Source organism: Gemmatimonadota bacterium, assembly GCA_016713785.1.
Taxonomy (GTDB): domain Bacteria; phylum Gemmatimonadota; class Gemmatimonadetes; order Gemmatimonadales; family GWC2-71-9; genus JADJOM01.
This window is the reverse complement of record JADJOM010000003.1, coordinates 637,502-655,854: the sequence shown is the minus strand read 5'-3', so window position 1 is coordinate 655,854 and position 18,353 is coordinate 637,502. Positions and strand designations below refer to the sequence as shown.

Annotated in this window: 17 protein-coding genes; 15 read left to right on the top strand and 2 right to left on the bottom strand. The window is 71.6% G+C overall.

Features of this window, described 5'->3' with window-relative positions:
* Positions 1-52: 52 nt before the first annotated feature.
* A complete protein-coding gene (gene lexA, locus IPJ95_10840) occupies positions 53-661 on the top strand; it encodes a transcriptional repressor LexA (protein MBK7924109.1) in 609 nt (202 codons plus the stop codon).
* A gap of 94 nt (positions 662-755) precedes the next feature.
* On the top strand, positions 756-1,118 hold the full coding sequence (locus IPJ95_10835) for a four helix bundle protein (GenBank protein ID MBK7924108.1): 363 nt from the start codon (positions 756-758) through the stop codon (positions 1,116-1,118).
* A 39-nt stretch (positions 1,119-1,157) separates the two neighbouring features.
* On the opposite strand, the gene trpD is transcribed toward IPJ95_10835, so the two are convergent.
* Entirely contained in the window at positions 1,158-2,180 is a 1,023-nt protein-coding gene (trpD, locus tag IPJ95_10830; protein ID MBK7924107.1) for an anthranilate phosphoribosyltransferase, read from the bottom strand.
* A 201-nt stretch (positions 2,181-2,381) separates the two neighbouring features.
* On the opposite strand from trpD, the gene truA reads away from it, so the two are divergent.
* The 13 genes from truA to IPJ95_10765 all read left to right on the top strand — a co-directional run bounded on the left by truA (position 2,382) and on the right by IPJ95_10765 (position 16,948).
* Positions 2,382-3,191 carry a tRNA pseudouridine(38-40) synthase TruA gene (gene truA / locus IPJ95_10825; GenBank protein ID MBK7924106.1) on the top strand — a complete coding sequence of 270 codons (810 nt, stop codon included), beginning with the start codon at positions 2,382-2,384 and terminating at the stop codon, positions 3,189-3,191.
* Complete coding sequence (locus tag IPJ95_10820; protein ID MBK7924105.1) at positions 3,188-4,618, top strand: trypsin-like peptidase domain-containing protein; 1,431 nt, start codon at positions 3,188-3,190, stop codon at positions 4,616-4,618. Before truA ends, IPJ95_10820 begins: the two co-directional genes overlap by 4 nt.
* Complete coding sequence (locus IPJ95_10815; GenBank protein MBK7924104.1) at positions 4,615-6,054, top strand: adenylosuccinate lyase; 1,440 nt, start codon at positions 4,615-4,617, stop codon at positions 6,052-6,054. The genes IPJ95_10820 and IPJ95_10815 overlap by 4 nt, the downstream gene beginning before the upstream one ends.
* A gap of 127 nt (positions 6,055-6,181) precedes the next feature.
* A complete protein-coding gene (locus tag IPJ95_10810) occupies positions 6,182-7,105 on the top strand; it encodes a phosphoribosylaminoimidazolesuccinocarboxamide synthase (GenBank protein MBK7924103.1) in 924 nt (307 codons plus the stop codon).
* Complete coding sequence (locus tag IPJ95_10805; GenBank protein MBK7924102.1) at positions 7,105-7,731, top strand: phosphatidylserine decarboxylase family protein; 627 nt, start codon at positions 7,105-7,107, stop codon at positions 7,729-7,731. The genes IPJ95_10810 and IPJ95_10805 overlap by 1 nt, the downstream gene beginning before the upstream one ends.
* Positions 7,731-8,597, top strand: coding sequence for a CDP-diacylglycerol--serine O-phosphatidyltransferase (gene pssA / locus IPJ95_10800; protein ID MBK7924101.1), 867 nt, complete (start codon positions 7,731-7,733; stop codon positions 8,595-8,597). The genes IPJ95_10805 and pssA overlap by 1 nt, the downstream gene beginning before the upstream one ends.
* Positions 8,598-8,714: 117 nt before the next feature.
* On the top strand, positions 8,715-8,963 hold the full coding sequence (gene purS, locus IPJ95_10795) for a phosphoribosylformylglycinamidine synthase subunit PurS (GenBank protein ID MBK7924100.1): 249 nt from the start codon (positions 8,715-8,717) through the stop codon (positions 8,961-8,963).
* Positions 8,963-9,658, top strand: coding sequence for a phosphoribosylformylglycinamidine synthase subunit PurQ (gene purQ, locus IPJ95_10790; GenBank protein MBK7924099.1), 696 nt, complete (start codon positions 8,963-8,965; stop codon positions 9,656-9,658). The genes purS and purQ overlap by 1 nt, the downstream gene beginning before the upstream one ends.
* Positions 9,655-10,029: an outer membrane protein assembly factor BamE gene (bamE, locus tag IPJ95_10785; GenBank protein ID MBK7924098.1), complete on the top strand. Its 375-nt coding sequence runs from the start codon at positions 9,655-9,657 to the stop codon at positions 10,027-10,029. The genes purQ and bamE overlap by 4 nt, the downstream gene beginning before the upstream one ends.
* A gap of 129 nt (positions 10,030-10,158) precedes the next feature.
* Entirely contained in the window at positions 10,159-10,482 is a 324-nt protein-coding gene (locus IPJ95_10780; protein MBK7924097.1) for a zf-TFIIB domain-containing protein, read from the top strand.
* Between the two features lie 95 nt (positions 10,483-10,577).
* The gene (purL, locus tag IPJ95_10775; protein MBK7924096.1) at positions 10,578-12,785 is read left to right on the top strand and encodes a phosphoribosylformylglycinamidine synthase subunit PurL; all 2,208 of its coding nucleotides are present in this window, start codon (positions 10,578-10,580) and stop codon (positions 12,783-12,785) included.
* A gap of 105 nt (positions 12,786-12,890) precedes the next feature.
* Positions 12,891-14,285 (top strand): amidophosphoribosyltransferase, encoded by a 1,395-nt coding sequence (locus tag IPJ95_10770; GenBank protein MBK7924095.1) that lies wholly within the window; start codon positions 12,891-12,893, stop codon positions 14,283-14,285.
* On the top strand, positions 14,282-16,948 hold the full coding sequence (locus IPJ95_10765; GenBank protein ID MBK7924094.1) for a pyruvate, phosphate dikinase: 2,667 nt from the start codon (positions 14,282-14,284) through the stop codon (positions 16,946-16,948). Before IPJ95_10770 ends, IPJ95_10765 begins: the two co-directional genes overlap by 4 nt.
* 303 nt (positions 16,949-17,251) lie before the next feature.
* Here the strand turns inward: IPJ95_10765 and IPJ95_10760 are convergent, their stop codons facing one another.
* The gene (locus IPJ95_10760) at positions 17,252-17,926 is read right to left on the bottom strand and encodes a DUF4397 domain-containing protein (protein MBK7924093.1); all 675 of its coding nucleotides are present in this window, start codon (positions 17,924-17,926) and stop codon (positions 17,252-17,254) included.
* Between the last annotated feature and the right edge of the window lie 427 nt (positions 17,927-18,353).

The window sequence follows — 18,353 nt, the reverse complement described above, 5'->3', positions numbered from 1 at the left end:
TATTCGGGTAGCTTCATTCGGAGTCCGTTCGGTCACAGCCACCGGAGGCACCATGCCGCTCACCAAGCGCCAGAGCGAGATCCTCAAGTACCTGCAGGAGCATATCCGCGACCAGGGGTATGCGCCAAGCTTCGAGGAGATCGCCGAGCACTTCAGCTTCCAGTCGCTGGCCACCGTGCACGAGCACCTGACCAACCTGGAGCGGAAGGGCTACATCCACCGCACCCACAACGAGAGCCGGGCCATCGAGGTGCTGCCGCCCAAGGGGACGAGCGGCGCCACCGAGATCCCGTTGCTCGGCCGGGTGGCGGCGGGCCTCCCCATCGAGTCCACGGTGAGCGGCGAGACCCTCTCGGTGCCCGACGAGCTGCTGCCGCGGCGCGGTCCCAACTATGCCCTCAAGGTGCAGGGCGAGTCCATGATCGATGAGCACATCATGGACGGGGACTTCGTGGTGGTCCACGGCAAGCAGGCGGCCGACAACGGCGAGATGGTGATCGCGCTGGTGAACGGCAACGAGGCGACGGTCAAGCGCTACTACCGGGAGCAGGGGGGCTGGATCCGCCTGCAGCCCGCCAACCCCACGATGCAGCCCATGCGGTTCCAGGAGCGCGACGTGCTGATCCAGGGGGTGGTGGTGGGGGTGATTCGGAAGTATTAGGGCGGTAGGGCGGTAAGGCGGTAAGGCGGTAAGGCGGTAGGGCGGTAGGAGGGTGGATTGAGGGTTGGTTGACCGGGCAGCGTCATGCTCCGTCATGGCCCCCTTCGAGCGATTCACCGCCTGGCAGCACTCCCACAGGCTTGTCGTCGAGGTCTATCGTGCCACCGGACGGTGGCCGGTCAGTGAGCGCTTCGGCCTTGCAGGCCAGGTCCGCCGCGCCGCGGTCTCGATACCCACGAACATCGCCGAAGGATCCGCCAAGCGGGGGTCACGCGAGTTCCGGCGTTACCTCGATATCGCCCTCGGCTCGCTCGCCGAGCTGACCTACCTCCTCCGCCTCGCATGCGACCTCGGGTATCTCGAGCAGAATGAGTTCGAGCGGGTCGAGCAGGCCCGGGATGAAGCGGGTCGGCACGTCTGGAGGCTGTACGAGAGCCTCCGTCCACCACCCTCCTAATACCGCCCTACCGCGTTACCGCCCTACCGCCCTACCGCCCTACCGCCCTACCGCCTTACCGCCTCCAGCACCTCCCCTGGCTCCGCCTGCCGCCAGCACCTCCGCCGCGCGGCGGACGGCGGTACCGTAGTCGGCCACCAGGCCGGACACATAGAGGGCGGCGCCGGCGTTGAGGACCACGGCCCGGCGGGCGGCCTCGTCGTCGGCGCCGGCGAAGAGGGCCTCGATCCGCGCGGCGTTGGCGGCCGGATCGCCGCCGGCCAGGGGCGCGGTGTCTTCCCAGTCCAGCTCGTACTCCGCGGGGTCGATGGTCCAGGTGGCGATGCGGCCCCCGCGCACCTCCCAGACCGCGGTGGCACCGGCGGGGCTGATCTCGTCCATGCCCACCTCCCCGTGCACCACCAGCGCATGATCCGCCCCGAGGCGGAGCAGCGCCTGGGCCAGGAGCGGCGCCCGGTGGGGGTCGGCCACGCCGATGACCTGGCGGCCCACGCTTGCCGGGTTGGCGAGGGGGCCGAGGAGGTTCATGATGGTGGCCACGCCCAGCTCCTTGCGGGTGGGGCCGACGTGGCGCATGGCGGGGTGGTAGTTCGGGGCAAAGAGGAAGACCATCCCGGCCTGGTTGAGGCGGCGGGCGGCGCGGTCGGGATCGAGGGTGATGTCGATCCCCAGCGCCTCGAGGACGTCGGCGGAGCCGCACCTGCTGGTATAGCTGCGGTTGCCGTGCTTGGGCACCCGCGCCCCGGCGGCGGCGGTCACGAAGGCCGCGGCGGTGGAGACGTTGAAGGTGCTGACGCCGCCCCCGCCGGTGCCGCAGGTGTCGACCAGGGGGGCGCCGGCGCCGGCATCGAGGGGGATCATCGCCTCGCGGAGGGCGGTGGCGGCGCCGGCGATCTCGTCGCTGGTCTCGCCCCGGGCGCGGAGGCCGAGGAGGAGGCCGGCGATGAGGGCCGGGGAGGCCTCGCCCCGCATGATGACCCGGAAGGCCGCGGCGGCCTGGTCGGCGGTGAGCGGCTGGCCGGTGGCGACGGTGCGCAGGGCGGCGTGGAGGGGGGTGGGCATCGTCATCAACTTACAGGCTGGGGGTGGACCCAAGAAGGCACCCCGGTTGGCGGCGCAGCCGGCTGCTCGCCCGGGGGCCCCGCGGGGCCTGCCCATTCCCCTTCCCTCTTCCCTTTGCCCTCTTCCCGCTTCCCGTCTTCCCGCTTCCCATCGGTTCTCGCGGTCCCCTCCCCCTTCCCTTCCGGCTATATTCCGGGCCTCATGAGCCGGACCTATCTGGCCCTCCTGCAGTATGATGGACGTGCCTTCGCGGGCTGGCAGCGGCAGCCGGACGCGCGCACGGTGCAGGCGGAGGTGGAGGGGGTGCTGGAGCGGCTGTGCGGGCGGCGGGTGGTGGCGCATGGGGCGGGCCGGACGGACGCGGGGGTGCACGCCCTGGGGATGGGGGTGAGCTTCACGGTCCCGGCCAGATGGACGGCCGAGGCGCTGCGGCGGGCGCTCAACGGGCTGCTGCCGCGGGAGTGCTGGGTGGAGCGGGTGACGCCGATGGTGGCGGGGTTCCATGCCCGCCGGAGCGCCACCGGCCGCCGGTACCACTATGACATCGGGACCGACGCCGCCGCGGCGTCGCCCTTCCGGCGCCCCTACGCGTGGGCGCTGTGCCGCCCGCTGGATGGAGACCGGCTGCACCGGGCGGCGGCGTACCTTCCGGGGACGCATGCGTTCCACGCCTTCGCGGTGCGGAAGCCGGTCGCGGACGACGATGTGCAGGCCCGCTCGGGGGCCCATCCGGGGCGCCCGTACGAGTGCACGATCCGTCAGGCCGCCTGGGAAGCCCGGGAGTCGGGGTGGCGGCTGCAGATTGCCGCCGACCGGTTCCTGCACCACATGGTGCGGTTTCTCGTCGGCACGATGGTGGACATTGGCCTGGACCGCCGCCCGGTAGAGGACATGGCGACGCTGCTCGCATCGACCGACAATCACCTGACCAGCCCACCGGCCCCGCCCCAGGGGTTGTACTTCGTCGCAGCCGAGTATCCGGCGAGCTGCTACGCGGAGGCCGGGGCGTGAGGGGGGTCCGGGGTGGCGCGGCGGCCCGGCGGCTCGGCCTCGGGGCGGCGCTGCTCCTCGCGGGGTGCGGCGGCGGCGAGGGGCGCCCGCAGTTCGTGGAGACGCTGGAGGCGCAGCGGCCGGCGCGGCCGGCGGTGGCCGACGCGCTGAACGGCTCCCGGCGCACCGCGATCGTGGAGGCGGCGCAGACGGTGTCGCCCGCGGTGGTGTCCATCACCGTGACGAGCACGCGGGCGGTAGCGGCGCAGACGCCGTTCGACTTTTTCTTCGTGCCCCAGTCCCCCCGGGAACAGCAGAGCTTCGGCACCGGCTTCATCATCCGGCCGGAGGGCGTGATCCTCACCAACCAGCACGTGGTGGGGGGCGCCGACAAGATCATCGTGACCCTGCCCGACGGCAGCGACGCGCAGGCGCAGCTGCTGGGCGAGGACCCGCTCACCGACATCGCGGTGATCCGGGTGGACCGCACCGGGCTCCGCACGGTGAAGACCGGCAAGAGCACCGACCTGATGATCGGCGAGTGGGTGGTGGCGCTGGGCAACCCGTTCGCCTACCTGCTGGGCAACGTGGAGCCGACGGTGACCGCGGGGGTGATCAGCGCGGTGAACCGCAACATCCTCCCGGGCCGCGACCAGTCGGGGCTGTACCTCGACATGATCCAGACCGACGCCTCGATCAACCCCGGCAACTCGGGAGGCCCGCTGGCCAACGCGCTGGGCGAGGTGATCGGGGTGAACAGCTCCATCCTCTCGCAGAGCGGCGGCTCCATCGGGCTGGGGTTCGCGATCCCGATCGAGCGGGCGCTGCGGGTGGCGGAGGAGATCCTCCGCGCCGGGGCGGTGCGCCGGGCGTGGGTGGGGTTCGAGGTGGCGGGGGCGGAGAGCCTGCGCGACTGGAAGAGCCAGGGCGGCGTGCTGGTGACGGCGGTGGCGCCGGGGGGGCCGGCCGAGCGCGCGGGGCTCCGGCGGGGCGACGTGCTCACCCGTGCCAACGGGCGGCCGCTGCACAACTACCTCGACTGGGAGGCGGTGAAGCTCGACCTGCACGTGCACGACGTGGTGCAGCTCGGCGCGCGGCGGGCCGCCCGCGAGGTGAGCCTCACGCTCACCAGCGGCGACCTCCCCACCAGCACGGCGGAGAAGGTGACCGTGCTCAAGGACCTGCAGCTGGTGACGCTGACCGAGCAGGTCCGGGCGGAGCGCGGGGTGCAGGCGGACCGGGGGGCGCTGATCTTCCGGATCTCGCGGGAGCTGGCGGCGGCCACCGGCCTGCGGGAGGGCGACGTGATCGTGGGGATGAACCGGCGGCGGATCGCCACCGCCGACGACGTGCGCGACGTGGTGAACGTGCTCAAGCCGCGGCAGGCGGTGCGGCTCTTCTTCGAGCGTGACGGCTCCATCGCCTACACCGACCTCGAGTTCCGATGACCGACGACGGCTACCGCTCGCCGCTGGGCACCCGCTACAGCTCCCCCGCCATGCAGCGGCTGTGGGGGGAGCGGCACCGCATCGGGCTGTGGCGCCGGGTGTGGCTGGCGCTGGCGGAGAGCGAGCGGGAGCTGGGACTCGAGATCCCCGCGGCGGCGCTCGCCGACCTGCGGGCCCACCTCGACGACGCCGACCTGGCGCAGGCGGCGGCGTACGAGAAGCGCTTCCGGCACGACGTCATGGCGCACGTGCACCACTTCGGCGACCAGGCGCCGGCGGCCAGGCCGATCATCCACCTGGGCGCCACCAGCGCCTTCGTGACCGACAACGCCGACGTGCTGGTGCTCAAGGCGGGGCTGGAGCTGCTGCTGGGCCGGCTGCTCGAGGTGCTGGCGCACCTGGAGCGGTTCGCGCTGGCGCACCAGGCGCTCCCCTGCCTGGCCTACACCCACTTCCAGCCAGCGCAGCTCACCACGGTGGGCAAGCGGGCCACGCTGTGGATGCAGGACTTCGCGCTCGACGTCGAGGAGCTGCTGCACCGGCTCGCGGCGCTCCGGCTGCGCGGCTGCAAGGGCACCACCGGCACCCAGGCGAGCTTCCTCGAGCTGTTCAAGGGCGACCACGGCAAGGTCCGCGACCTGGAGCGGCGCATCGCGGAGAAGCTGGGCGTGCCCCGGGTCTTCCCGGTGACCGGCCAGACCTACAGCCGCAAGGGCGACAGCACCATCCTCGACGCGCTGAGCGGCATCGCGCAGTCGGCGGCCAAGATGGCGCACGACCTGCGCCTGCTGCAGCACGAGGGGGAGCTGCTCGAGCCCTTCGAGAAGGACCAGATCGGCTCCTCGGCGATGGCGTACAAGCGGAACCCGATGCGGGCGGAGCGGATCTGCGGGCTGGCCCGGTTCGTCATCAGCCTGCAGGCCAACACCGCGCACACCGCCGCCACCCAGTGGCTGGAGCGCACCCTCGACGACTCCGCCAACCGGCGGCTCACCCTGCCGGAGGCGTTCCTGGCCACCGACGCGATCCTGCTGCTGGTGGGTAACATCGCGGCGGGGATCGAGGTGCGGCCGGCGGTGATCGCGCGGCACGTGGCCGACCAGATGCCCTTCATGGCCACCGAGCGGTGGATCATGCTCGGCGTCGAGGCGGGCGGCGACCGGCAGGCGATCCACGAGGTGATCCGGCAGACCAGCCTGGCCACCGCGGAAGAGGTGAGCCGCGGCGAGCCCAACCGGCTGCTCGACCGGCTGGCCGCCGACCACACCTTCGCGAAGATCCCCACCGCCCGGCTGACCGCCGAGCTCGACCCGGCGCGCTACACCGGGCGCTCGACCGAGCAGGTGGGGGAGTTCCTGGCGGAGTACCTGCGGCCGCTGGTCGGCCGCGCGGCGGCGGTGGCGGCGGCGGTGGGGACGGAGGAGATCAGGGTATGAAGCGGGGACGGGAAACGGGAAACGGGAAGCGGGAAACGGGAAACGGGAAGGACGTGGCGGGTCCGGGACGCACCCGTCCTTCCCTCTTCCCGCCTCCCGCTTCCCGCCCCAGGAACGAGGCGACGCGATGACGGATGTCCTGACCGAGAGCCGCCTCCCCCTGCCCCTGCTGCGGAAGGGCAAGGTGCGCGAGGTGTACGAGGCCGACCGCGACCACCTGCTGCTGGTGGCCAGCGACCGGGTGAGCGCGTTCGACATCGTGATGCGCGAGGCGATCCCGCGGAAGGGCGCGGTGCTCACGCAGATCAGCGCGTTCTGGTTCGAGCTGCTGGGGGCGCAGGTGCCGAGCCACTTCGTGACGGCGCGCACCGGCGAGATCGCGCGGCGGTTCCCGGCGCTGGCGCCGCACCGCGCCGAGATCGCCGGCCGCACCATGCTGGTGCGGCGCACCACGCCGGTGCCGTTCGAGTGCGTGGTGCGCGGCTACCTCTCCGGCTCGGCCTGGCAGGAATACAAGGCGAGCGGCACCCTGGCGGGCGAGCCGCTGCCGGGCGGGCTGGTGGAGAGCGCGCGGCTGGAGCCGCCGGTCTTCTCCCCCGCCACCAAGGAGGAGACGGGACACGACATCAACGTGACCTTCTCCACCATGGCGAACGCGCTGGGTCCGGCGCAGGCCATCCGGCTGCGGGACGCGAGCTTCGGGGTCTACGGCGCCGGCCGCGACTACGCCGCCACCCGCGGGATCATCATCGCCGACACCAAGTTCGAGTTCGGGGTGGACGCGCAGGGCACGCTGCGGCTCATCGACGAGGTGATGACGCCCGACAGTTCGCGCTTCTGGCCCGCCGACCAGTACCAGCCGGGCCGCAGCCAGCCCAGCTTCGACAAGCAGCCGCTGCGCGACTGGCTGCTTGGCCTCAAGGCCGAGGGCCAGTGGAACGGCGAGGCCCCGCCCCCCACGCTTCCCCCCGAGGTCATCGCGGCCACCAGCCAGCGCTACCTCGAGGCCTTCCGCCGGCTCACCGGCTTCGACCTGCCGGAGGATGCCTGATGCGCATCGCGCCTGAGGGGTGGCCGTTCATCCTGGCGTTCTGGGCGCTGGAGCTGGTGCTCTACGCCTTCGCGCCGCTCTGGGCCGCGCTCCTCTGGCTGCCGGTGGCGGTGTGGGTCATCGCCTTCTTCCGTGACCCGGTGCGCGAGGGGCCGCGGGGCGACCAGCTGGTGATCGCCCCGGCCGACGGGGTGGTGGTGAGCGTGGTGACGGTGGACGAGCCGGACTACGTGCAGGAGCGGACCCAGCGGGTCTCGATCTTCATGAACGTGTTCAACGTGCACGTGAACCGCTACCCGATGAGCGGGACGCTCGAGTACCGGCACTACAACAAGGGGAAGTTCGGGCACGCCGGCACGGAGAAGGCGAGCCTCGAGAACGAGCAGAGCACCATCGGCCTCCGCACGGCGCGGGGCAAGGTCCTGGTGCGGCAGATCGCGGGGCTGGTGGCGCGGCGGATCGTGACCGACCACCAGCCAGGCACCGCGGTGCGGCAGGCCGAGCGGATGGGGCTCATCCGGTTCGGCTCGCGGGTGGATGTCTTCCTTCCAGCCAGCGCCAGGGTCCTCGTGCACGCCGGCGACAAGACCGTGGCGGGGCAGACGGTGGTGGCCCAATGGGACTGATGCCTTCGCGCCGGGGCCTGCGGCGGCCCGACATGCGGCGGGTGGTGATCGTGATCCCGAGCGCCTTCACGCTCGGCAACATGTTCTTCGGGATGTGGGCGATCATCTCGGCCTACCGGGGAAACTTCACCTGGGCGGCCTGGTTCATCGTCTTCGCCGGGGTGCTCGACATGCTGGACGGCCGGGTGGCGCGGCTCAGCGGCACCGGCACCAAGTTCGGCGCGGAGCTCGACAGCCTGGTGGACTGCATCAGCTTCGGGGTGGCGCCGGCGCTGATCATGTTCTTCCTCGAGTTCCAGAATGCGGGGAAGTTCGGCTGGCTCCTCTGCTACATGTACGTGGTGGCGGTGGCGGTCCGGCTGGCCCGCTACAACGTGCAGCACGGCACCGGGAAGCCGGGGTGGTTCACGGGGATGCCCTCGCCCTCGGCGGGGATGACGCTGGCGGTCTACTATCCCTTCAGCCAGACCCACTGGTACCGGCAGTCGCTGGCCTACCTCGACTTCCAGCGCGAGGGGCTCACCATCCTCATGGTGCTGCTCTCGCTGCTGATGGTGAGCACGGTCAAGTACCCCCGCTTCCCCGCCCTGGGGTTCCGGACGGCCAAGGGCCTCGCGGGACTGGCGGTGCACCTGGTGATCCTGGTGGGGTCGCTGGCGATGCCGAGCATGTTCCTCTTCCCCCTCGGCGTGGTGTACCTGGCCTTCGGGCTGGTGCGGCACGCCGCGCTCCGCCTGAGCGACCACGACGACGCGATCCCGCTCGCCGTGGTCGACACGGGCGAGACCGAGGAGACCGACGAGTCGGAGAGGCGGCGGACCGCGCCGAGGATGACCGGGCTCAAGCGGGGGAATGGGGAGGAGTAGGAGAACGGCGGGAGGCGGGAAGAGGGAAGCGGGAAGCGGGAAGCGGGAAGAGGGAAAAGGGAAACGGGAACCGAGGCGCGCACGGCCGTGCGCGCCAACCGAGACAGGGGAGCAGGCATGGCATACAAGGTTCACGTCCGGATCGTGCCGCGGGCGGGGTTGCTGGACCCGCAGGGGCTGGCGGTGGAGCACGCGCTCACGGCGCTCGGCTTCGCCGAGGCGTCGAACGTCCGGATCGGCAAGGCGATCGAGCTGTCGGTCAACGCCACCACGGCCGACGAGGCCCGGGCGCGGGCCCGGGCGATGTGCGACAAGCTGCTCGCCAACCCGGTGACCGAGGACTACCTGGTGGAGGTGGAGGCCTGATGCGGCGCGTGGCGGTGGTCCGCTTCCCCGGCAGCAACTGCGACTGGGACACGCTGCACGCGGCCCGGCGCTCGGGGAGCGAGGCCTACTTCGTGTGGCACCGGGAGACCGACCTCAAGAGCGCCGACGTGGTGCTCCTGCCCGGCGGCTTCAGCTACGGCGACTACCTCCGCTCCGGCGCCATCGCCCGGTTCAGCCCGATCATGCCGGCGGTGCAGGCCTTCGCCCAGGCGGGCGGGCCGGTGCTCGGCATCTGCAACGGCTTCCAGATCCTGTGCGAGGCGGGGCTGCTGCCCGGCGCGCTGATGCGGAACAGCCGGCTCTCCTTCGTGTCGCGCCCGGTGCTGCTCCGGGTGGAGCAGCCGGACACCGCCTTCACCAACCGCTACGGCAAGGGCGCCCTGCTCCGCATGCCGGTGGCCCACGGCGACGGCCGCTTCACCGCCGACGCCCGCACCCTCAAGGAGCTCGAGGCCACCGGCCGCGTGGTGGTGCGCTACATGGACCTCGACGGCACGCCGCTGCGCGAGACGATCAACGGCTCCGCCAACGACATCGCCGGCATCGCCAACGCGGCGGGGAACGTGGTGGGGCTCATGCCGCATCCCGACCGCGCGGCGGACCCGGCCATCGGCAACACCGACGGGCTCGGGTTCTTCACCTCGGTGCAGTCGTGGGCGGGGGCGGCGCGATGACGGGACGGCTCGGCGGCTCGGCGGCTCGGCGGTTGGCCGGTTCGGCGGTTGGGCGGTGCGGACTGCTGCTCACCCTGCTGGCGGCGGGGCCCGCCACCGCCCAGGCCCCGGCGGTGGTGAGCATCAAGCCGGGGATGACCGAGGCCCAGGTGCGGGAGGCGTGGGGCACGCCGCTCACCCGCCGCAGCCACGGGATCATGAGCTACCTCTATTACCGCAACGACTGCCTGCAGCGCTGCGGCACGTACGACATCGTGTTCCTGGAACAGGGGCAGGTGATCGACGCGATCGTGCGGGACTCGCGCCGGCGCTACGACGGGATCTCGTCGTCGCCGGCCGAGCGGGTGCCGGAGCGGACGGTGGGGCCGTAGAGACGGGAAGCGGGAAGAGGGAAGAGGGAAAAGGGAAGTGAGGGTCAGCGCGCACGGCCGTGCGCGCCAACCAACGCGATCAGGGCGCGCCAGGGTAGTGGGCGATCACCATACGAGGATCGAACGACCATGACTGCCGAGAACAAGCCGAGCCGGAACGAAGAAGAGTACTTCGCGAAGCTCGAGGCGGAGCGGATCGAGCGGAAGAAGGCCGAGCAGGCCCGGCTCAACCAGGACACCGAGAAGAAGAGTCACTACATGCGCTGCCCGAAGTGCGGCGGCCACCTGGTGACCCGGGAGTTCCACAAGCTGCAGATCGATTCCTGCCCCGACTGCCACGGGGTGTGGCTGGACGCCGGGGAGATGGACGCGGTGATGCAGCTCGAGTCGAGCGGCTTCATGAGCCGCGCGCTGGGCGACTTCTTCGGCAGCCTCCGGGGGAAGAAGAAGTGACCCAGGCCCATCCGTTCCCGGGCGAGCGCCCGGTGACGCCGGCGGTCGTCAAGGAGCACAACCTGAACGACCTCGAGTACCAGCGCATCGAGGCGATGCTGGAACGGAAGCCCACGCTCACCGAGCTGGGCATCTTCAGCGCGCTCTGGTCGGAGCACTGCTCCTACAAGCACTCGAAGCCGGTGCTCAAGACCTTCCCCACCGAGGGCCCGCAGGTGCTGCAGGGTCCCGGGGAGAACGCCGGCGTGCTGCGGCTCCCGGACGGATGGGCGGTGGCGTTCAAGATCGAGTCGCACAACCACCCGAGCGCGGTGGAGCCGTTCCAGGGCGCGGCCACCGGGGTGGGCGGGATCCTGCGCGACGTCTTCACCATGGGCGCGCGGCCGGTGGCGGTGCTCAACAGCCTGCGCTTCGGCCCGCTCGACTCGGCCCGCAACCGCTACCTCTTCGGCGGCGTGGTGAAGGGGGTGGGCACCTACGGCAACTGCGTGGGCGTGCCCACCCTGGGCGGCGAGGTGGACTTCGCGCCGGGCTACAGCGGCAATCCGCTGGTGAACGCGATGTGCGTGGGGCTGCTCCGGGCCGAGGACCTGACCCTGGCGGCGGCGCACGGGGTGGGCAACGTGCTGCTGGCGATGGGGTCGAGCACCGGGCGGGACGGCATCCACGGCGCCTCGTTCGCCTCGGAGGACCTCTCGGCCAAGAGCGAGGCGCGGCGGCCGCAGGTGCAGGTGGGCGACCCCTTCACCGAGAAGCTGCTGCTCGAGGCCACGCTGGAGCTGATCGAGAAGCGGCTGGTGGTGGCGATCCAGGACATGGGCGCCGCCGGCCTCACCAGCTCCTCGGCGGAGATGGCGGCGCGCGGCGGGGTGGGCGTGGAGCTCGAGACCGACAAGGTCCCCACCCGCGAGGCGGGGATGACGCCGTACGAGATCATGCTCTCGGAGTCGCAGGAGCGGATGCTCATCGTGGCGCTCCCGGAGCGGGTGGCGGAGATCCAGGCGGTCTGCCGCACCTGGGAGCTCGATGCCACCCCGGTGGGCCGGGTCACCGACGACGGCATGTACCGCATCCGCCACCACGGCGTGACGGTGGCGGAGATCCCGGGGCAGCGGCTGATCGACGACGTGCCGATCTACCACCCCGAGGCGGAGGAGTCCGAGGCGGCGAAGGCGCGGCGCGCGGCGCGCCCCACCGCCCTGCCCAAGGCCGACCTCTCCGGCGCCATGGAGGCGCTGCTCGACGAGCCCTCGATCGCCAGCAAGCGCTGGGTGTTCGAGCAGTACGACTCGACCGTGCAGGGGGGCACGCTCATCGCGCCGGGCGGCGATGCCGGGGTGCTGCGGGTGGACGGCACCGGCTTCGGGCTCGCGGTGACGGTGGACTGCAACAGCCGGCTGGTGGCGCTCGACCCGTACGAGGGGGGCAAGGCCACGGTGGCGGAGGCGGCCCGCAACATCGCCTGCACCGGCGCCCTGCCCCTCGGCATCACCGACTGCCTCAACTTCGGCAACCCGGAGCGGCCGGAGATCTTCTTCCAGTTCCGCGAGGCGTGCCGCGGCATCGCCGACGCCTGCCGGGCCTTCAACACCCCGGTGACTGGCGGCAACGTGAGCCTCTACAACCAGAGCCCCACCGGCGCGATCGACCCGACGCCGACGGTGGGCATGGTGGGGCTGCTGGCGCAGCTCGACCACCGGGTGGGGAGCCACTTCCAGGCCCCGGGCGACCGGATCGTGCTGCTGGGCGCCGCGCCCTCGGGGCGGCTGGGCGGCTCCGCCTACTGGACCTACGTGCGGGACTTCGTGGGTGGCGAGCAGCCCCCGGTGGACCTCGACGCGGAGCTCCGGCTGCAGCGCTACCTGGTGGCGGCGGCGCAGGGGCACCTGCACCGCTCGGCCCACGACTGCAGCACCGGCGGGCTGGCGGTGGCGCTGGCGGAGTCGGCGATGGGCGGCCCGTACGCCACGGCGTCGTTCGGGGCGAAGGTGATCCTGCAGATTGACGGCTCGGCGGCTCGGCGGCCCGGCGGCTCGGCCGAGGAGGATGGGGAGTGGGAGGCGGCGCTGCTCTACGGCGAGGACCAGGGCCGGGTGCTGGTGAGCGTGCATCCCAAGGACGAGGCGGCGGTGCTGGCGCTGGCGGCGGAGCACGAGGTGCCGGCGCTGGTGCTCGGGACGGTGGGGGTGCCCGGCGGCGAGATCGTGATCGTGACGCGCCAGGGGCGGTACGCCTGGGCGGTCGAGCGGCTGCGCGAGGTGTATCACGCGGCGATCCCGCGGCGGATGGCGAGGGTGGAGTAGGGCGGCGACCGAGGGCCCTTCGGGAGCGGCGCAGCCGCGACCCGGGCCCGAGGGAGTGGCGGTTCGGCGGTTTGGCGGTTTGGCGGTTCGAGCGAGGAGTTCTCCATGTGCGGTGTCTTCGGCGTCTCAGGCGTTCCCGACGCGGCGCGCCTGACCTATCTCGGCCTCTACGCCCTGCAGCACCGGGGGCAGGAGTCGGCCGGGATCGTGGCGGTGGATGGGCAGGGCCGCGCCCGGGCGCACCGCGGGATGGGGCTGGTCTCGGAGAACTTCAACGAGGCCAACCTCTCCCGGCTCCCGGGAGACGTGGCGGTGGGGCACACCCGCTACTCCACCGCCGGCAGCTCGGTGATCGCCAACGCGCAGCCGCTGCTGATCGACTACCGCTACGGGCCGCTCACGGTGGCGCACAACGGCAACCTCACCAACGCCCCCGCCCTGCGCCGCGAGCTGGTGGACGAGGGGTCCATCTTCACCACCACCACCGACACCGAGGTGCTGCTGCACCTCATCGCCCGCAGCCGCCAGGCGACGCCCGAGGGCCAGATCCGCGAGGCGCTGGAGCGGTGTGAAGGCGCCTTCACCCTGCTGCTCTCGGTCGGGCGTACTATTTACGCGGTGGTGGACCCGCGCGGCTTCCGGCCGATGGTGCTGGGGCGGATCGCCGGCGGGGTGATCGTGGCCTCGGAGACGTGCGCCCTCGACCTGGTGGGGGCCTCGATGGTCTGCGAGCTCGAGCCGGGGCAGTTCCTGCGGATCGAGGAGGGCCAGATCACCGAGCTGCCGCGGCTGCAGCCCCGCCCCGAGAGCCGCTGCATCTTCGAGCTGGTGTACTTCGGCCGGCCGGACAGCCGGATCTTCGGCGAGTCGGTGGACCGGGTGCGGCGGGAGCTGGGCCGGCAGCTGGCGCGGGAGCACCCGGCGCCGGGGGCGGAGGTGGTGTTCAGCGTGCCGGACAGCAGCAACGCGATGGCACTGGGCTTCGCGGAGGTGAGCGGGACCAAGCTCGAGAACGGGCTGATCCGCAACCACTACGTGGGGCGCACGTTCATCAACCCGACGCAGGCGCTGCGGGTGGCCAAGGTCAAGATCAAGTTCAACCCGGTGCGCGGGGTGATCGAGGGGCGCAAGGTGGTGATGGTGGACGACAGCCTGGTGCGGGGCACCACCAGCAAGGGGCTGGTGCAGATGATCCGCGCCGCGGGGGCCCGCGAGGTGCACCTGCGGCTGGGCAGCCCGCCGATCACGGGGCCGTGCCACTACGGCATCGACACCCCGACCCGCGAGGAGCTGATCGGGGCCACCCATTCGCCCGACGAGATCCGGGAGTACCTGGGGGTGGATTCCCTCGGCTACCTCTCGCTAGATGGCATGCTCCGCGCAGGCGGGGCCAGGAGTCAGTTCTGTCACGCGTGCTTCTCGGGCCACTATCCCACGGACATCTCCGATGACCTGGTGAGCCTGCGGCACGCCGCACCCATTCTCACGACACCGGCATGAGCGGAACCTACAGTCAGCCCTCGGTCTATTTCTTCGGCTCGGGCCGCGCCGACGGCACGGCCACCATGAAGGACATCCTGGGCGGCAAGGGCGCGGGCCTGGCCGAGATGACCAACCTCGGCATCCCGGTCCCCCCCGGCTTCACCATCGCCGCCACCCTGTGCAACACCTACCTCGAGACCCGGCAGTTCCCGCCCTGGCTGCGCAGCCAGGTGGAGACCAGCCTGCAGCGGCTGGAGGCGGCGGCCAACCGGCACTTCGGCGGCAAGGACCGGCCGCTGCTGGTGTCGGTGCGCTCCGGCGCGCCGGTGTCGATGCCGGGGATGATGGAGACGATCCTCAACCTCGGCCTCAACGACGTGACGGTCGAGGGGCTCACCCGGGAGAGCGGCAACGCGCAGTTCGCCTGGGACAGCTACCGCCGCTTCGTGCAGATGTACTCCACGGTGGTGCTCGACCTGCAGAAGGCGCCGTTCGAGGCGATGCTCGAGGCCCGCAAGCACGCCGCCAAGGTGGCGCGCGACATCGACCTGCCGGCGGACGAGTTCCGCAAGCTGGTGGCCGAGTACAAGGCGCACGCCGAGCAGGAGAGCGGCAAGCCGTGGCCCAATGACCCGATGGAGCAGCTGTGGGGCGCGATCGCGGCGGTGTTCGAGAGCTGGCACACCCGCCGGGCGATCGACTACCGGAAGCTGCACGACCTCCCCGACAGCATGGGCACCGCGGTCAACGTGGTGACGATGGTCTTCGGCAACCTGGGCGAGGACTCGGGCACCGGGGTGGCGTTCACCCGCGACCCCTCCACCGGCGAGCGGGCGCTCTACGGCGAGTACCTGCTCAACGCGCAGGGTGAGGACGTGGTGTCGGGCACCCGGCACGTGGACCCGATCGCCAAGCTGAAGGAGGAGATGCCGGCCGCCTACGCGGAGCTGGACCGGATCGCGCGGGTGCTGGAGCGGCACTTCCGGGACGTGCAGGACATGGAGTTCACGATCGAGCGGGGCAAGCTGTACATGCTGCAGACCCGGCGCGGCCAGCGCTCGGGGCACGCGGCGGTGCGGATCGCCTGCGAGATGGTGGACGAGGGGTTCATCTCGGAGGAGGAGGCGGTCGCCCGCATCCCCCCCAACGACCTCAACCAGCTGCTGCACCCGACGATCAACGCGGACAGCCAGGTGGACCTGCTCACCACCGGCCTGCCGGCGTCGCCGGGGGCGGCGTCGGGGGCGGCGGTGTTCGACGCCGACCTGGCGGAGCAGCTGGCGCGGAAGGGCGAGGCGGTGATCCTGGTGCGCCGGGAGACCAGCCCCGAGGACTTCCACGGGATGGTGGCGGCCAAGGGGATCCTCACGGCGCGGGGCGGCATGACGAGCCACGCCGCCGTGGTGGCCCGCGGCATCGGCAAGCCGTGCGTGGCGAGCGCCCAGCACCTGGTGGTGGACGAGGCGAGCCACACCTTCGCGGTGAACGGCCGCACCCTCAAGCAGGGCGATTGGATCACGATCGACGGCGCGAGCGGCAAGGTCTACGCCGGCAAGGCGGAGCTCAAGTCGCCGGAGCTGTCGGGGAACTTCACCCGGATCCTGCTGTGGGCCGACAAGGTGCGGCACCTGCGGGTGCGGGTGAACGCCGACACGCCGGCCGACGCGCACCGGGGCCGCGACTTCGGGGCCGAGGGGATCGGGCTGTGCCGCACGGAGCACATGTTCTTCGAGGGCGACCGGCTGATCGCCATGCGGGAGATGATCCTGGCCCAGGACGTGGCGGGCCGCAAGAAGGCGCTGGCCCGGCTGCTCCCCATGCAGCGCAGCGACTTCGAGTCGATCTTCCGCGCCATGGAGGGCTACCCGGTCACCATCCGGCTGCTCGACCCGCCGCTGCACGAGTTCCTGCCCAAGGAGAAGGGCGAGGTCGAGGAGATGGCGCGGGCGCTGGGCAAGGCGCCCGAGGAGGTGCAGCACATCGTCGACGGCCTGCAGGAGGCCAACCCGATGCTCGGCCTGCGCGGCTGCCGGCTGGGCATCATCTACCCCGAGATCACCGCCATGCAGGCGCGGGCGATCTTCGAGGCGGCCTGCGCGGTGGCGCTGCGCAAGGGCCGGGTGCAGCCCGAGGTGATGATCCCGCTGGTGGCCAACGTGGTGGAGTTCCGCAAGCAGGCGCTGCTGGTGCGGCAGGTGGCCGAGGAGGTGTTCCGCGAGCGGCAGATCACGGTGCCCTACCTGCTCGGCACGATGATCGAGCTGCCCCGCGCGGCGCTCACCGCCGACGAGATCGCCCGGGAGGCGCAGTTCTTCTCCTTCGGCACCAACGACCTGACGCAGACGACGTGGGGGCTCTCGCGCGACGACGCGGGCCGCTTCCTCCCCTATTACCTGGAGCACGGGATCATGGAAGACGACCCGTTCCAGGTGCTCGACCAGGGGGGCGTGGGCAAGCTGATCCAGATGGCCTGCGAGCTGGGCCGGAAGACGCGCCAGGACCTCAAGCTCGGGATCTGCGGCGAGCACGGTGGCGAGCCCAAGTCGGTGGCGTTCTGCGACAGCCTGGGGATGAACTACGTGAGCTGCTCCCCGTACCGGGTGCCGATCGCGCGGCTGGCGGCGGCGCAGTCGGCGCTCAAGGAGCGCGGGACGATGGACCGGACGATGGCGACGGTCTGAGCACGGACGCGGCGACCCGGCGGCGAGGGAGTGCGGGAAACGGGAAATGGGAAACGGGAAACGGGAAGCGGAGAGGGTTCCGCTTCCCGTTTTGCGTTGGCTGTCATTCCGAGGGAGCGGTGCGACCCCGCATCCATTGCATGGCAGGCATTGCTCAGGCCGCCGTCGCGGTGGGTCCCTCCGCGCGCCGACGCGCGCTGCGGGACTCCACCGCTTCCGGCGGCACTGGCCCCGCTTTCCTTTTCCCTCTTCCCTTTTCCCTCTTCCCTTTTCCCGCTTCCCGCTTCCCGCTTTCCCCTCAGCTCACTGACCGGGCAGGACGACCGCGCTGATCCCGCCGGTGGCGGTGGAGTCCATCAGCACGACCGAGACCCGCTCCCCATCGGGGACGACGATGGGGCCGGAGGCGTAGAGGGTATCGGTGCTGTTGTCGGGGGTGACGACGACGGTCCAGGTGCCGGGGTCGCTCTGCAGGAAGGGCGACGACGCGCCGAAGTCGAACGGGAACATGACGTTCACCAGGTCCGGGAAGTCGGGCTGGGTGCGGTAGACGTCGATGGCGGGGGCGAGTCCGGCGCCGTGGATGACGCGCAGCTTGCTCTTGCCGGCCGGGACGATGGCGCCGGTGTCGGCGAGGACCGACCCGACGATGGTGCCCTGGGAGTCCTGCGCCACGAGGACGTAGGTCTGCCCCGCCACGAGGGTCATGGTGCCGCTCGAGCCGGTGACGCCGGTGCCCTGCACGTCGAGCATGTAGGACCGGGTGCCCGCGGGCACGTCGAGCGAGCCGACGCCGCCGGGAAGGATCGCGGGGAGCCAGGTCCCGCCGACCCGCGCCCGGAGCGAGGTGGCGCGCCCCGCCGCGCTCACCACGACCACGGTGGCGGTGGGACCGCCCCCGGGCCCGTTGCCATCGCTGTAGCCGTCGCAGGCCAGGAGCACCGCGAGCGCGGCGAGGGGGATCCGTCGGATGAGCATATGCGTCCCTTCCCGAAACGTGGAGGAATCCTGGGCCGTCAGCTACATGACCGTGGCCCGGGGTGGAAGGTTACACCGACGTACGGGAAACGGGAAACGGGGGAAAGGGGAAAGGGGAACCACCAGGGGACTCCTGCCGGGCCGCCGGCGCGGTGGGTCCCTCTGCGCGCCGACGTGCGCGCTCGGAGGGTGAGGGCTCAACGGGGCTGCCGCTTACTGATGCGCGCTGCGGGACTCCACCGTCTCCGGCGGCACCGACCCCGCTTGCATCGCCTGTCATTCCGAGGGAGCGCAGCGACCGAGGAATCCCTCGGCCCGGGCACCGGCGCCTGGCGCCATTGCGGGTGCCGCCGTCGCGGTGGGTCCCTCCGCGCGCCGACGTGCGCGCTCGGAGGGTGAGTGCTCAACGGGGCTACCGCTTACTGAC

Excerpts from the sequence above, each read along its gene's own strand:
- bamE (MBK7924098.1), top strand. The coding sequence starts at position 9,655 with ATGACGGGACGGCTCGGCGGCTCGGCGGCTCGGCGGTTGGCCGGTTCG.
- IPJ95_10765 (MBK7924094.1), top strand. The coding sequence starts at position 14,282 with ATGAGCGGAACCTACAGTCAGCCCTCGGTCTATTTCTTCGGCTCGGGC.
- IPJ95_10770 (MBK7924095.1), top strand. The coding sequence starts at position 12,891 with ATGTGCGGTGTCTTCGGCGTCTCAGGCGTTCCCGACGCGGCGCGCCTG.
- pssA (MBK7924101.1), top strand. The coding sequence starts at position 7,731 with ATGCCTTCGCGCCGGGGCCTGCGGCGGCCCGACATGCGGCGGGTGGTG.
- IPJ95_10815 (MBK7924104.1), top strand. The coding sequence starts at position 4,615 with ATGACCGACGACGGCTACCGCTCGCCGCTGGGCACCCGCTACAGCTCC.
- purS (MBK7924100.1), top strand. The coding sequence starts at position 8,715 with ATGGCATACAAGGTTCACGTCCGGATCGTGCCGCGGGCGGGGTTGCTG.
- IPJ95_10805 (MBK7924102.1), top strand. The coding sequence starts at position 7,105 with ATGCGCATCGCGCCTGAGGGGTGGCCGTTCATCCTGGCGTTCTGGGCG.
- lexA (MBK7924109.1), top strand. The coding sequence starts at position 53 with ATGCCGCTCACCAAGCGCCAGAGCGAGATCCTCAAGTACCTGCAGGAG.
- IPJ95_10780 (MBK7924097.1), top strand. The coding sequence starts at position 10,159 with ATGACTGCCGAGAACAAGCCGAGCCGGAACGAAGAAGAGTACTTCGCG.
- truA (MBK7924106.1), top strand. The coding sequence starts at position 2,382 with ATGAGCCGGACCTATCTGGCCCTCCTGCAGTATGATGGACGTGCCTTC.
- purL (MBK7924096.1), top strand. The coding sequence starts at position 10,578 with ATGCTGGAACGGAAGCCCACGCTCACCGAGCTGGGCATCTTCAGCGCG.
- IPJ95_10810 (MBK7924103.1), top strand. The coding sequence starts at position 6,182 with ATGACGGATGTCCTGACCGAGAGCCGCCTCCCCCTGCCCCTGCTGCGG.
- trpD (MBK7924107.1), bottom strand. The coding sequence starts at position 2,180 with ATGCCCACCCCCCTCCACGCCGCCCTGCGCACCGTCGCCACCGGCCAG.
- IPJ95_10760 (MBK7924093.1), bottom strand. The coding sequence starts at position 17,926 with ATGCTCATCCGACGGATCCCCCTCGCCGCGCTCGCGGTGCTCCTGGCC.
- IPJ95_10835 (MBK7924108.1), top strand. The coding sequence starts at position 756 with ATGGCCCCCTTCGAGCGATTCACCGCCTGGCAGCACTCCCACAGGCTT.
- purQ (MBK7924099.1), top strand. The coding sequence starts at position 8,963 with ATGCGGCGCGTGGCGGTGGTCCGCTTCCCCGGCAGCAACTGCGACTGG.